General features: G+C 48.3%; 13 protein-coding genes. 8 read left to right on the top strand and 5 right to left on the bottom strand.

Translation table 11 applies throughout. The annotated features are described in order from the left end of the window. Window positions 1-206: 206 nt before the first annotated feature. Window positions 207-1,256 carry a D-alanine--D-alanine ligase family protein gene (locus ACKFKH_RS27915; RefSeq protein ID WP_446861626.1) on the bottom strand — a complete coding sequence of 350 codons (1,050 nt, stop codon included), beginning with the start codon at window positions 1,254-1,256 and terminating at the stop codon, window positions 207-209. Window positions 1,257-1,653: 397 nt separating this feature from the next. Here ACKFKH_RS27915 and ACKFKH_RS27910 point away from each other — a divergent pair, with 397 nt between their 5' ends. The 3 genes from ACKFKH_RS27910 (at window position 1,654) to ACKFKH_RS27900 (ending at window position 5,202) form a co-directional block, all read left to right on the top strand. Further along, entirely contained in the window at window positions 1,654-2,922 is a 1,269-nt protein-coding gene (locus ACKFKH_RS27910; RefSeq protein ID WP_446861625.1) for an RNA-guided endonuclease InsQ/TnpB family protein, read from the top strand. 84 nt (window positions 2,923-3,006) lie between these two features. Continuing rightward, window positions 3,007-4,209: an NAD(P)/FAD-dependent oxidoreductase gene (locus tag ACKFKH_RS27905; RefSeq protein WP_446861624.1), complete on the top strand. Its 1,203-nt coding sequence runs from the start codon at window positions 3,007-3,009 to the stop codon at window positions 4,207-4,209. Between the two features lie 150 nt (window positions 4,210-4,359). Further along, window positions 4,360-5,202 carry a helix-turn-helix transcriptional regulator gene (locus ACKFKH_RS27900; protein WP_446861623.1) on the top strand — a complete coding sequence of 281 codons (843 nt, stop codon included), beginning with the start codon at window positions 4,360-4,362 and terminating at the stop codon, window positions 5,200-5,202. On the opposite strand, the gene ACKFKH_RS27895 is transcribed toward ACKFKH_RS27900, so the two are convergent. Next, window positions 5,199-5,543: a hypothetical protein gene (locus tag ACKFKH_RS27895; RefSeq protein ID WP_446861622.1), complete on the bottom strand. Its 345-nt coding sequence runs from the start codon at window positions 5,541-5,543 to the stop codon at window positions 5,199-5,201. The two genes, ACKFKH_RS27900 and ACKFKH_RS27895, sit on opposite strands and share 4 nt — an antisense overlap. 247 nt (window positions 5,544-5,790) lie before the next feature. After that, window positions 5,791-6,261: an IS200/IS605 family transposase gene (tnpA, locus tag ACKFKH_RS27890; protein ID WP_446861621.1), complete on the bottom strand. Its 471-nt coding sequence runs from the start codon at window positions 6,259-6,261 to the stop codon at window positions 5,791-5,793. Between the two features lie 37 nt (window positions 6,262-6,298). Here tnpA and ACKFKH_RS27885 point away from each other — a divergent pair, with 37 nt between their 5' ends. From ACKFKH_RS27885 to ACKFKH_RS27875, 3 genes are all read left to right on the top strand, one after another. Continuing rightward, window positions 6,299-7,063 carry an RNA-guided endonuclease InsQ/TnpB family protein gene (locus ACKFKH_RS27885; RefSeq protein ID WP_446861620.1) on the top strand — a complete coding sequence of 255 codons (765 nt, stop codon included), beginning with the start codon at window positions 6,299-6,301 and terminating at the stop codon, window positions 7,061-7,063. Window positions 7,064-7,110: 47 nt separating this feature from the next. Continuing rightward, complete coding sequence (locus ACKFKH_RS27880) at window positions 7,111-7,995, top strand: ROK family protein (protein ID WP_446861619.1); 885 nt, start codon at window positions 7,111-7,113, stop codon at window positions 7,993-7,995. A gap of 810 nt (window positions 7,996-8,805) precedes the next feature. Next, complete coding sequence (locus ACKFKH_RS27875) at window positions 8,806-10,017, top strand: ArnT family glycosyltransferase (RefSeq protein WP_446861618.1); 1,212 nt, start codon at window positions 8,806-8,808, stop codon at window positions 10,015-10,017. A 507-nt stretch (window positions 10,018-10,524) separates the two neighbouring features. On the opposite strand, the gene ACKFKH_RS27870 is transcribed toward ACKFKH_RS27875, so the two are convergent. Both ACKFKH_RS27870 and ACKFKH_RS27865 read right to left on the bottom strand, forming a co-directional pair. Beyond that, a complete protein-coding gene (locus tag ACKFKH_RS27870; RefSeq protein WP_446861617.1) occupies window positions 10,525-11,679 on the bottom strand; it encodes a pyridoxal-phosphate-dependent aminotransferase family protein in 1,155 nt (384 codons plus the stop codon). 95 nt (window positions 11,680-11,774) lie between these two features. Further along, window positions 11,775-12,818, bottom strand: coding sequence for a glucokinase (locus tag ACKFKH_RS27865; RefSeq protein ID WP_446861616.1), 1,044 nt, complete (start codon window positions 12,816-12,818; stop codon window positions 11,775-11,777). A 129-nt stretch (window positions 12,819-12,947) separates the two neighbouring features. On the opposite strand from ACKFKH_RS27865, the gene pdxH reads away from it, so the two are divergent. After that, complete coding sequence (gene pdxH, locus ACKFKH_RS27860) at window positions 12,948-13,589, top strand: pyridoxamine 5'-phosphate oxidase (RefSeq protein WP_446861615.1); 642 nt, start codon at window positions 12,948-12,950, stop codon at window positions 13,587-13,589. A 108-nt stretch (window positions 13,590-13,697) separates the two neighbouring features. Further along, window positions 13,698-14,084 (top strand): hypothetical protein, encoded by a 387-nt coding sequence (locus tag ACKFKH_RS27855; protein ID WP_446861614.1) that lies wholly within the window; start codon window positions 13,698-13,700, stop codon window positions 14,082-14,084. Window positions 14,085-14,407: the final 323 nt, after the last annotated feature.

Raw genomic sequence — 14,407 nt, 5'->3', positions numbered from 1 at the left:
AATAAACTCGCGTCCCTTAGATTGGGTAGGTCAACATCACATTTGATGCCGATCGCTTCCAGACCGGAAGATAAAACAGCAATTGAACTTTCTTACCTCAGTTCTCTCCCACAACGATAAAAATGGTCGATACTCTGATTGCAGTTGCAAGTTCCTCTGGAAGCGGTTCTCATAAGAGAATTTGACTCTGAAATCATCGCATGATTCTAACTTGACAAATTTTTTTCTAGCGCGAGTTGAATTAGTCGATCGACCAGATCCAAAAACGGAACGCCCGTCGCAGCCCACATTTCGGGATACATGCTGGTAGATGTGAAGCCAGGAAAGGTGTTGATTTCGTTGATCAAGACTTCTCCGGTGGACTCAACATAAAAGAAATCGACTCGCGCTAACCCGGCCGCATCGACGGCGGTGAATGCCTGAATCGCGCTTTCTCGAATTTGGGTCGCGATCGCTTCTGGCACATTGGCAGGAATGATCATTTGAGCCTGACCCGCCGTATATTTTGTCTCATAGTCGTAAAAGTCGCTCTCAAAAGTGATTTCTCCCACCACTGAGGCTTGAGGCTGATCGTTGCCCAAAACAGCACATTCGATTTCTCTGGCAACCACGCCCGCTTCGACAATGATGCGACGATCGTAGCTGGCAGCGCTGTCTAAAGCGGCTTCGAGTTGGGCGCGATTTCTGACTTTGGAGATGCCGACTGAAGATCCTAGATTGGCAGGTTTGACAAAGCAGGGGTAACCGAGTTCCGATTCAATCTGGTCACAGAGTTTGGGGAAAACACAGGGATTGGAGTAGACCTGAGCGCGCGTTACCGCCAGATACTTCACCTGGGGCAATCCAGCCTGAGCAAAAGTCGTTTTCATGGCGATCTTATCCATGCCCATTGAGGAAGCCAACACTCCTGATCCGACAAACGGCACCTGCATCAGCGTCAACAACCCTTGCACCGTACCGTCTTCACCATTGGGGCCATGCAAAACGGGAAACCAGACCTCTACGTCAGCCGCCTGAGTCGGAAACTGCCAGCGAGACGCTCCGGCTTGAGAGACCGCAACCCCCGATGTGAGCACCTGTTGAGCCACGTCTCCCCCTTGCCAGTAGCCATCTTTTTGAATGTAAAACGGCAGCACCTCGTATTTATCAACATTGGCACCCGTTCTCAACGCTTTGTTGATCGCACCCGCCGAGACGATCGACACCTCATGCTCTCCCGAACACCCCCCAAACAGCAGCCCCACTTTTAACTTCATAGCCTCATCCCTACAGAGTTTGATTCAACGTGAATTCAACCAGGTCTTCGCGCTGCGTTGTTGAAATCTTCTGCCCCCCAACCTCCCAAATTTGGGGGACTGTCAGACAAGAATTCTAATGAAGGATCTGCTCAATGGAGACGCTGGCTCTTCTGGATTCACAACCAGCATGAGAAACTGCATTGAGTTCACGTTTGATTTAAGCTATTTTGCATCCAATTGGGTCATCCGGGAAGAGTCGATCAAGGCAGAATTGACGGTTTGTGATTTATCACCGCCCATCAGAAACTCTTGATACGTTTGGGAACTCAGCGTCTTCAGACCTGAGCAGAAAAACGAACTAGCGGTTTTAACTGTCTGCCCGCCATAATGAGCGTATTCGTAGCGGGAACTGGATATGCTTCTCACTCAAACTAATCGTTTGAAATTGAATAAAGCAGAGACGGAGATTGCAAAACAGCTTTGTCGATTGAGCAAGAATATGTTCAACGTCGGGCTGTACAACGTCCGTCAATACTTCTTTCAAGAGCGAAAGCATCTTCGGTATGAGGGCAACTATCATCACTCGAAGGGGAATGAAAATTACGAATTGTTGGCGACAGACATTGCTCAACAGACTTTGAAAATCGTTGACCGTTCGTTTCAATCGTTCTTCAAGTTGCTTGGAATGAAACAACGTGGAGAATTGAGCGTGAAAGTAAATATTCCTGGCTATTTGCCCAAGGAGGGATACTTTCTGTTGGTGATTCCAATTCGCCCTAGAGACCTCGAAAAGATGCCTAGCAAGAATTGGGAATTCACCGTTCCCACATCGAGAAAGTTTCGACGGGAGTACGGCGCAATCTCTTTCACAATCCCTGAAAGACTCAGAGGGTTAAGCATCAAAGAAATTCGCATTCTCCCTAAATTGGGAGGACGCTACTTTGATGTCGCCTACGTCTATGAAGGTGCTGAAGAGAAGCAAGTTAACCCGTCTCAAGAGATGTTGAGCATCGATTTGGGATTGGATAACTTTGCAACCTGTGTCAGCACGACACGAGAATCGTTCATTCTGAACGGACGTGAAATTAAGTCGATTAATCAGGGATACAACAAAGAAAATGCACGACTGCAATCGATTCAGGATTTGCAGGGAATCAAGGGTTTGACGAACCGACAAGCAGCATTGCTGAACAAGCGGAATCATCAAGTTCAAGATTTCCTGAATAAATCCGCTCGTTACGTGATCAACTGGTGCATCGAACGAGACATCAGCACGATTGTTGTGGGATACAACCCTGACCTGAAACAAGGGATCAATCTGGGCAACCGCAACAATCAGAACTTCACACAGATTCCCGTTTTTACCTTTATTAAGCGCAAGCTGGAAAGCCTCTGCGAACGGTACGGAATTGCCGTGATTGAGCAAGAAGAGTCGTACACCAGCAAAGCAAGTTCGCTTGATGGCGACCCGGTTCCGGTTTGGAATGCGGATAATCCAAGAACTTATGAATTCAGCGGCAAGCGCATTAAGCGCGGACTGTACCGCACCGCTCAAGGGTGGGTCGTCAACGCAGATGCGAATGGGGCACTGAATATCTTGAGGAAGCATACAAGTAAGCTGGATGATTTTCTCGGACAGTTTAGGGGCTGCTTGGCACAGCCGTTAAGGGTTAACCTCTCTTAAGAATCCCCGCGTCTTCAGACCGGGGAGTGTCAACTCCCCCAGTCTTCCTTACAATGAGGAAAAGTCCCCTGATCCCTTCTCTGTATGTCGCAACAACCTGCTCGGATTTGCATTCTTGGTGGTGGCTTTGGTGGTCTGTACACCGCACTGCGCTTGAGCCAACTGCCCTGGACAAAAGCCACTAAACCTGAAATCGTCCTGGTCGATCAGCGCGATCGCTTCCTATTTTCGCCGCTTCTTTATGAGTTGGTGACGGGGGAACTGCAATCCTGGGAAGTCGCCCCCCCGTATCAAGAGTTGCTCGAAGGGACAGGCATTCGGTTTTGTCAGACGGCGGTTGAGCAGATTGACCTCGACCAAAAACGGGTGCAACTGCAAGATGGAGAAACGGTGACCTACGATCGCTTAGTGTTAGCAATGGGCGGCGAAACTCCGTTAGATAAAGTGCCTGGAGCCGCTGAATTTGCCATTCCCTTTCGGACGATCGCCGATGCCTACCGTCTCCAAGAACGCCTGCGCGAACTCAAAGAATCGGACGCTGACAAAATCCGAATTGCCATTGTCGGAGCGGGCTACAGCGGCGTAGAGTTAGCGTGCAAATTGGCGGATGTGTTGGGCGATCGAGCCAGAGTGCGATTGGTCGAGCAGGGCGATCAGATTTTACGGTCATCTCCCACTCACAACCGAGACGCAGCGACCAGGGCGCTAGAAGAACGCGGCATATGGGTCGATTTAGAAACGACGGTTGAGTCGATTACAGCCGATTCGATGTCGATGCTTTACAAGGGGTCAGTGGATACGATTCCGGTTGAGTTGGTGCTGTGGACGGTGGGCACTCGTGTCAATGAAGTGGTGCAAAGTTTGCCGCTCAAACAAAATCAACGCGGACAATTGCTGATCACGCCTACGCTACAGGTCGTCGATCGTCCCGAAATTTTTGCGCTGGGCGATCTGGCTGACTGCAAAGATGCAGATGGGCAACAGGTGCCACCGACAGCTCAAGCAGCGTTTCAACAGTCCGACTATGCTGGCTGGAATATCTGGGCCTCTTTGAGCGACCGCCCCCTGCTGCCTTTCCGCTATCAGTATTTGGGTGAAATGATGACTTTGGGCATCGACAACGCCACGCTGACAGGATTAGGAGTTCAGCTAGAAGGGCCTCTCGCATATGTCGCTCGTCGTCTGGCTTACCTCAATCGGATGCCGACTCTCAAACATCAGCTTCGGGTTGGGTTAAATTGGGTGACCAAGCCGATCGTCGATGTGCTGGTTGGCAAAAATGGATGAGCGATCGTGCTTCTCTCAATCTTGATCTCTTCTCTCAATCTTGATCATAGAAATCCTTGATGCTTTTAAAGCACAAAATTCTCTAGCAAATCCTGACGATTGAGTAGGATGAAAAGGCATTCAGCGTGAATTTTTTTACCCCAGATTCCTATGCGGTTGTCCACACCTGATCAATCTCTAGCGATCGTGAAAAGCGAGTGGGAGGGTTTGACGGTTGAGTATGGTCGGCTGGATGCCGTGGGCGAGTTTGATTTTGCAATGCCTAAGCACAGTTTGAGTATTGCCTTTGCGCCGCACGAGGAAGTGATTTGGTCAGTGGATGGTCAGTCTCAGAAGACGAGCTTACCTGCTGGCAGCGTCTTTCTGTATGGAGGACGAGAGTTTGTTTGGCACCGCCGAGTTAAGCCGAGTGAGTATGTCAATTTAACCCTCGACCACGCTTTGTTAAATCAGATTGCAATTGAGAATGGACTGTCTTCACTAGACGTTGAACACCGAGTTATCTTTCAAGATCCCACGATCTTACATATCTCACAGCTATTAAAAACAGAGGTGTTGACCGCAGGAATGGCTGGCAATTTATATGTAGAGTCGTTGCGAAATCTATTAGCCGTTCATTTACTCAGAAACCACACCAAAACCTCAATCAAATCGACCCTTGAAGACAATCATCTCAATGGTCTAAAGCTAAAGCAACTTAAGGACTATATTGAAGAAAATTTGACCGAAGCGTTAGCGATCGCTACTCTAGCCGCTCTGATCCCTATGAGTCAGTTTCACTTTGCTCGCGCCTTCAAAACGGCCACCGGAGAACCGCCCCATCGCTACATTACCCAGCGTCGGATCGAACGAGCCAAGGTTTTACTTTCAACCACACGGCTTTCGGCCGCAGAAGTCGCTTATCAAGTTGGGTTTTCTAATCAGAGCCATTTCACAATGCAGTTTCGCAAAGCGATCGGGCTAACTCCAAAACAATTTCGTGAGTGTGTTTAATGTTTGCACGCTTCGGTTTGCCAGGCGTGTAATAAGTGTGTGGTGAGAACCGTTGCGATCGACGAGACCACGATCTCACTCATAACTTGGGGGGCTTGTATCTCAGTTTGCAACAGTTGGACAAGATGCAATAGAGCGGGATCAGTGACAGTGCAGTTGTAATTGAGCGGTAGAGAGATAGGGTGAATTTGTTGAGCAATGCTGAAGTCGAGTGAACCGAGTTTCACCATCATATGCAGATTGCTAGTTGGGTGTGGAATGTTCTGGAGAGGAAAGTCTTCAGCGATCGTGCAGCTAATGACGACATCCTGGGAATCGGTCAATGATTGCGAACATTCCACGATTAACTCATGCCAAGAAACTCTGAACCTTGATCCACAACATGGGATTAAATCAGAAGAGACAAGCGCCATTTTCTAAAACTCAGGGATAGCAGTTCTTCATTTAGCAAATTCGGCGGGAAGCCCCGCGCTCTACCTGTACTCACAAGCGTCGGGATGAAAGCCAAGGCGCTGACGAATTGATGTCTTGAACAAGACGAAACGTCGTTGAGTGAGAGATTGACATCGATGAGGAAACGCCACACTCTTACAACTCACCACGAGTTACTTTGTCTAGGAGTTCTTTTGGTTGTGTCTGCACATATCGAATCAGAATGTCTAGCTTTGTGACACCCACCGAATCAATCGAGTAAGACTCATTCCAAAATACTCTAGCGGTCTTCTCGCCAGTTCTACGACTGATTTTTGGGGAGTAGATTTTTTCTAGATGTTCTGCAAACTCCTGGTTCATTTTGCGACTTGAAACACTTTTGATGTTGCCAATAAATTTATCAAGATCAGTTTGGGGGAAGAACCTGAAAACCAAGTGAAAGTAATTTGGCTCTGCGTTGCCTTCAACGTATTCACACTGCCACTTGGTGCAGAGATCTTTAATAATCTCTTTCAGTCTTTCCAGCATCGGTTCTGTGATCACGCTGTATCGATATTTGGTTGTCAATACTAGATGAGCGTGTAGATTGCTAACACCTCTAGAACGTGTCTTGTACTCGCGCTTCACTGCTTTTCAATAAATGAACGTGTGCTATAATTATCGCATGAGAACCGCATACCAGTACCGATTACGTCCAACCTCTAGCCAAGCCGCCACCATGAGCGAGTGGCTAGATTTGTTGCGTCGTCAGTACAACTATCGCTTAGGTGAGCGGTTTTCTTGGTATGAGCAAAATTGCTGCGACATCAACGCTTGCCCGTTGATTTGCCATATCCCAGAGTTGAGAGACAATCCTGATTTTTATTCTCAGAAGCGCGATTTGGTGAATTCTAAGGCGCTGTTTCCTGAGTATGCAGAGATTCATTCTCAAGTGCTGCAAGACTGCATTGCGAGAGTAAAGAAGACGTTTGACCGATGGTTGAAAGGGGACGGCAACGGTAAGAAATCAGGGAAACCACGATTCAAAGGACATAGACGATATCGCTCATTCACATTCCCTCAGATCAAACAAGACTGCATTCAAGGCAAGTTTATCAAGCTTCCGACAATTGGCAAGGTGAAACTGATTCAGCACCGTCCGCTACCCGATGGATTCACAATCAAGACGGCAGCCATTACTCACAAAGTTGATGGTTGGTACGTTGTTTTGAGTCTCGAAGATGCTTCGGTTCCTGCTCTCAGCCCTGATATTCCAGTGATGGAAAATACTATCGGGATTGATGTAGGTTTGAAGTCATTTCTAACGGATGATTCAGGCGTAGAGGTTGCAATTCCTCAGCATTACCGCAAAGCTGAAAAGCAACTGAAACGACTACGAGATATTGGATTCTTGCGCGGCGTTATCAAAATCTTGCTGGCTCCTAATTAGTGATATAAAGTTCTACAGTTTCACGCAAAGGCGAGGCTAAGAGGGCGATGAGTCAGCAAGTTTTGGGCATTGACTTAGGCGGAACGGCGATCAAGTTGGGGCGGTTTGATTCACAAGGGATTTGTTTGCAGTCTCTCACCGTGCCGACTCCTCAACCTGCAACGCCCGAAGCGGTTTTGACGGCGATCGTAGCGGCTATTTCACAAGTCGATCCAGACGGACAAAGCACAGCGATCGGCGTTGGCACCCCTGGCCCAGCAGACGCTCAAGGACGAATTGCCAGAGTTGCGATTAATTTAACAGGCTGGCAGAATGTCCCGCTTGCAGACTGGCTCGAAGCAAAAACGGGGCGATCGACGATTTTGGCAAACGATGCAAACTGTGCTGGATTGGGCGAAGCTTGGCTAGGAGCGGGGCGATCGTTTCAAGATTTGATTTTGTTGACGTTGGGAACAGGAGTCGGGGGCGCGATCGTGCTCAATGGCAAGCTGTTTGTCGGGCGAGAAGGGGCGGCGGGTGAGTTGGGGCTGATTACGCTGCATCCTGAAGGGTTTGCTTGTAATAGCGGCAACCGTGGCTCATTGGAGCAATATACGTCAATTCAGGCGGTTCGTCGGCGCACAGGGCTGGAGCCTGAAGAATTGGGCAAGCTGGCTCAGGCAGGCGACCCAAATGCGCTGGAGTTTTGGCAGCTTTATGGACGCGATCTGGGAATTGGCTTGAGCAGTCTGGTGTATGTGTTGACCCCAGAAGCGATCGTGATTGGCGGCGGCATTAGTGCCAGTGCTGAGTTTTTCTTTCCAGCGATGCTGACAGAAATCGAGCAGCGAGTCATGCCCAGTTCTCGAAATGGATTGCAGTTGCTCAAAGCCGAGTTAGGCAATCAAGCGGGCATCGTCGGTGCGGCAAAATTGGCCTTGGAGAAGAGTTGACATCCAATCAATTTTTAGGTGAAACAAATTGACCTTTCCCAACCCCTCTTTAGTGCGGGGAGCTAGAAAATTCCGCTTCTATAAAATTCCCACCCTGCTACCGTGTACACACAAGTCGTTGTCGCTTCGTTTCAGGCGGCTTCAGCCCCCTAAATCCCCCATTCTGGGGGACTTTGACAAAGGAAAGATTTCCAAAGTTCAAAGCCAGGACGACGGCTCAAAGTCCCCCATTTTTGGGGGATTTAGGGGGCGAAGGATCTCAGCAATGACAGATCGATCAACGTGTGTGTACACGGCAGCCCTTATAAGAGGAGATGCCGTAGTCAGGGGGGCGCACATTTATAGCAATGAAAGATCAGACTAGTATTACCTCTAGTATTACTTCTGATAAATCTACTTCACAGCGTTTGTTCGTTGGTTGTATCGCTTAGTTCAATTAATGTAACTTCTCTAAATTCTTCTGGACTCATCACTTTCAATTTCTAGCAATATGAGCTGGAGAAGTTGTACAACAAAACTATGATTCAACACAGGATTCAACAGGCGATCGGGGAGTCGCTTTAGGTCAATGTTCCTACTCTCCGAGACGATGGATGTAACCTAATTTTGCAACGCCTCCAGCCTTTCGCAAATCATTCATGTAATTTTACATACAAACTGCCTTCATGGTTTTCCCTTAAGTCTCTCTACAGATAGTTAGCGCTGATGTGCCAATAAAGAGATAATTCTCAATACATATACTCGGATAACCGATCGCTACAGTGCATCTGCTACTCGTAATAACATAATTAAAATCAGCGGAGGAACTCTATGAACCGCTTGACGAAGAATTGGAGATTTAACAATATCTACAGTGCTTTAGGACTTTTACTGACTAGTTACAGTGTGTTTGCGCTGGGCGGCTATGGTAATGATGACGATACTTATCGGATGCTGAATACCTGGAATACACTAATCAGTCAAGGAAAGTATGTGTCCTCTCGGTTTCAGGGATACTTAATTCCAGAAATCGCGATCGGGCTTGCCTCCCAAATCGGAGGGTTCTTTCTTGCTAATCTTGTTTCTGTCGTGTTGTCTGTGACTACGTTGTTTATCTTCTATCGGCTACTTCGTAGAATTACAACGACTAGAATTGCTATATTATCGGTGCTGGCGATCGGGGTAAATCCCTTTTGGGTGATTGCGTCTGCTACGTCGATCGATTACATCTATGCTGCATTTTTCTTTGTGTTGGGTGTCTTTCTGTTAATTGATCAGAAATTCAGATGGGCGGCGTTGATCTTTGCAGCGGCCGTTTCTTCGAGGATTACCTATGGGCCGATGGCAGCGATCGCTTACTTCCTTTACTTCTGCTATGTTCAAAAAGATTCTAAATCTAGAAGGCTTTTAGTTCAGAGCTTTATTCTTTTTCTGGTTGCATCGGCTGTCTTTTATTTACCTGTATTCTTTGCGTCTGAGATGACCCTTTCTTTTTTGGGAATTGGCCCCGATGCGTCTGGCGGGTTTGTGGGAATTATTGCCAGATTTGTTTATAAAAACATCTACTTTTGGGGACTGCCTGCTTTTGTTTTACTAGGTGCTTTTCTCTTTCAAGAACGGACTTTTTTAGTTAGAAAGATTGCCGATAATCCATTCCAAAATACTCAGGCTGAGAAACTGATCTTTTATAGTACTTTTCTATGTGTGGTTTATAACCAGATCATGTTTTTCAGGTTGCCTCATGAATATGGATATCTGTTTCCTGTGTTGTTTTCGGTGATCTATTGGATTGCCACCTCTGAGAAAGTTAGAAAGGTGCAATACCTCAGTTTGCTGATTGCTTTGCAGATTGTATATGGACTGGTCTTTAACTTTGATGTCATTCAAACCTATCAGACTGATATCAATCCCAAAACAATTCATTCAGATTCTGCCAGAGTTCACTTCTCGATTAAAGAAGGGGTTTTGATTCGAGATTGGCAGTGGCGATCGATTTACCAAAAGTATCAGCTAGAGGAGTACCGCAAAAAGTGGGGCAAATAAAGTGACATACTCCTACACCAACCTTTCGGTATGGAGTAGGCTTCTCAGTGACTCCTGCTACTGCATCGGACGTTACCTGAGCTTTGTTTTAGATCCACGGAATGCCCTACCGCAGATTGTGAACAAGTACAAAAAGTATGTTCAACCTCTGTACTGTCAGAATTTTACGCACCAACAGAAAGCGACGCAGAACGTCTATTACTCGGTGCAACCCCATATTCTGAGTTGTCGTGGTTCAGATTTCAGAGCGGCGATTAGCTCAAACCCTTGCCCTGATTATATCACACTCGTTTTGTGTCATGAGAGATTTGCTCATTTCCTCCATCTCCCCTTCCCGCGCCTTTGGCATAGATCAGCGCCCAACCCTGGAGGAGGGTTTCCCTCCGTAGGGGATTGGGTAAGAGAGGGGAGCGTCGTCAACTCACTCGCATTCATCTCAACGCCAAATCAGAGATTATGGCGTGAGGCTTCTGCTGCTTCAGCTAAAGTCAAGTTTCTCAATCGGAACTAAGAATTTGCAAACACTTTGGCCGCTGCCGCAACTCCAGCACCCGACTGCACTCCTTCATATCCGAGTTCTTGGAGCGTGGCTTCTAGGGCACCGATCGCCGTGAGAATGTCGCGATCGCTCACAAATCCCAGATGCCCGATGCGGAAGATTTTACCTTTGAGGTGATCCTGTCCACCCGCCAGCACGATGTCAAACCGCTTCTTCATCACAGAGCGGATTTTTTCAGCATCCACGCCACTCGGAATCACCGATGTAATCGCAGGACTCGCACACTCATCGGCCGCAAGTAAAGGTAAGCCCATCGCTTTGATCGCGGCACGAGTCGCCAAAAGTAAGCGTTGATGTCTTGCAAAAATGCTTTCTAAGCCCTCAGCCTGCATCATTCTCAGAGCCGCTTGTAGTGCGAAGAACAAATTAATTGGAGGCGTGAAAGGCGTAGTATCTTTGGCGGCATCTTTGCGATATTTGCCCAAATCTAAATAGTAGCGAGGCAGTTTAGCCGTTTTGTAAGCCTCCCACGCTTTAGCGCTCACCGCCACAAACCCCAACCCCGGCGGAATCATGTAGCCTTTTTGCGAACCCGATGCCACGACATCCAACCCCAGCGCATCTACAGGAATATTCATCGCACCCAAACTGGTCACGGTATCGACAATGATTAGCGCTTCTCCGTGGGCTTTGACGTGACGGTTAATCGTCTCCAGATCATTGAGGACACCTGTCGAGGTTTCGCTGTGGGTGACGATGACAGCTTTGATTTGTTTTTGGGTGTCTGTCTCTAGCGCTTGACGAAACTGGTCTGGGTCGAGCGGTTTGCCCCATTCTGCCGTAATGCGATCGGTCTTCAACCCATATGCGTCAGTGACCTCTGCCCAGCGTTCGCCAAACTTGCCATTGGAGCCAACCAAAACTCGATCGCCCGGACTCAAGAAGTTAATGATCCCCGCTTCCATCACGCCCGTACCGCTGGCCGTGAGAATCAACAGATCATTTTGCGTCTGGTGCAGCCATTTCAAATTTTGGGTGACTTCTGCCATAATCTTGCCAAAATCACCGCTGCGATGTCCGATCGGATGTTTAGCCATGGCCAACAAAACCTGCTCTGGTACAGGCGTTGGGCCGGGAATCATCAACATTAATTTGTCATCCATGTGAGCATCCTTCCTGTGGTTTCTGGTGCATGATCCAGGATTACACAAGAGATCCGCGATCGGGTTTAATGCAATTGGAAATTAACTTTCTTGGCTCACAGTCTGGCCGCACACAACGCCGCACCAATCAGACCGACTTGAGGATTGAGAACAATGTGAATCGGAATTCTTTCTAAAACCGAACTCATCCGACCTTTGTGAATAAAAGCCTGCAAAAATCCCTCTTCTTTAATCAACGGGAGAATCTTGGCTGCAATGCCTCCCGCGACATACAAACCGCCGTAGGGAAGGAACTTGAGCGCCAGGTTGCCCGCCTCTGCGCCGTAAGATTCGACAAACATTTGCATGGTTTTTTCGGACAGACGATCGCGATCTTCTAATGCCGCCTTTGAAATCGTCGCCGCTGCATCCACCGTTTTAGGAGTCCGCCCAATTTGAGATTCCCATTCTCTCACCACCTCTGCGACTTCAGGCGTTTCGGTCGCATAGTGTCGATCGCGCAAAAACTGATAAATTGCCACCACGCCCTGACCCGAAATCACCCGCTCTGCGGACACTCGCTCAATGTTGTGTTTGGCCAACAAGTAGCTGGATAACTGAAACTCTAAGTCCGATCGGGGCGCAAAATCAGCATGACCGCCTTCAGATCCAAAAATATGATAATTGCCATCAAAATGAATCAGATAACCCTGTCCTAGACCCGTTCCTGCGCCGATGACGGCGATCGGTGCATTCTTTTGGGCGCATCCCACTTGCAGCGTGTGCAGATCCGCAGGTTCCAGACCGAGAATGCCATAGCCCACCGCTTCAAAATCGTTGATCAGCGTCACTTTGGGAATGGACAGCGTTTGAGAGATGCGATCGGCTTCGAGAAACCAGCCCACGTTTGTCACTTTGGAAGTGTTGTTGATGACCGGCCCGGCGATCGCAAAGCAGGCTTTTTGGGGCGAGACAGATTCTCCTAATTCCTGGGTGGCAGCCGCCAAAAACGTCTCAGTCATCGGCACCAAATCCGGGAAGTCACTGCTGGGATAGCGAACCTCATAAAGCGAATGAAGCGACCCTTGGTCGGGCTGCAATTCGACCAATCGCAAAATCGTCTTCGTTCCGCCGATGTCTCCGGCCAGCAGCAAGTTCATGAAGTCACTCCTAGAGAAGGGGAAATCGCACATGATAGCGCTCTCATTGAGGATTGATCAATTGTCCACATCCAGCAATCACCTTCTCGATAGAAATACAATGCAGGAAGGATAGGAACTTCAATAGAGATGGATATGTCGATCGCAGATTTGAGGAAAGACTACACGCTTCGCGCACTCACCGAACAGGACGTAGACCCCGACCCGTTTCGACAATTTCAGCAGTGGTTTGATCAGGCCGTCGCAGCCCAACTGCTCGAACCCAACGCTATGACGATCGCCACTGCCAGCAAGGAAGGCATTCCGTCGGCCAGGATTGTGTTACTCAAACATTTTGACGATCGCGGCTTTGTCTTCTACACCAATTACGAAAGCGACAAAGGCAAAGAGTTGATTGAGAATCCTCATGCGGCGATCGTCTTTTTGTGGGCTGAGTTAGAGCGTCAAGTCAGAATTGTTGGCGCAGTTGAGAAAGTTTCTGATGCAGAATCCGACGAATATTTCTACAGTCGTCCTGTCAACAGTCGCCTCGGTGCCTGGACTTCGGATCAGAGTCGCGTGATTCCCGATCGAGCCGTTTTAGATCAGCGATTAGCCGACTTAAAAGTTCAATACGAAAATCAGGAAATTCTCCGGCCGCCTCATTGGGGAGGATTTCGCGTCAAGCCCAGCGCGATCGAGTTTTGGCAGGGGCGATCAAGTCGATTGCACGATCGATTACGGTATCGACGGCAGGGAGAGGGGTGGGTTGTCGATCGGTTGTCGCCTTAGAAGGGATGCGCGGTCGGGAATGAAGGATGCGCGGTAGGAATTCTCTAATCTTGTCAAAATGACGGACAATACAGCTACATCATTTTCCCTTCGTCTCTATCCAACCAAATGTCTTTTGAAATTGGCCCGTTTGCCTTCGCTGTTGAAGCCACTCAGATTGCAGGAGCCTGCTTGTGGGCACTGGCGCTCTATTTGGGATTTTCGCCCGTGGGTGAATGGGTCACCGAACAATTGAATCGATGGCTTAATTTTGCGGAGCGATCGCTCTACACGTCTGCCGAAGAATTTGAGAAAACCCGCCCCGCTAGAGAATCTCAAAACGCCTTCTATGCTTCAATTTGCAGCATTCTTCCTTTTCTAGTCGTCGGCACACTCTGCAACGTCGTCACCGAAATCAGCCTGGGCGAAAGTTGGGGAATTAGCCTCGGAATTCTCGCCTGTATGGGTTGCGGTATCTACGAATTAGGACGACGCGATGGAGAATCCTCTGATTGATACCAATCAATCTTTGAGTACAACCCATCTACAACCTCCCCAACCTCTCTCAGGCGAGGAGCTAGAAATCCCACCTTGATCATCTACCGTGTATACATAAGTCGTTAATCGCTTCGTTTGAATCGGCTTCAGCCCCCTAAATCTCCCACAAGTGAGGGACTTTGAATCAAATGTCTTAAAGTCCCCCAGAATTGGGGGGTTGGGGGGCAGAAGACTTGAATAACGAAGCGAGATTCATCGAAATCACGTCTTTCTAGCTCACGATCGCGCTAAGGGACTTGCCAAGAAATAGAATCCCGGTCATTCTAGGGGAGAAGAGTTCC

The sequence above is a fragment of the Phormidesmis sp. 146-20 genome (assembly GCF_052939475.1).
This window is presented reverse-complemented; position numbering and strand designations above follow the sequence as displayed.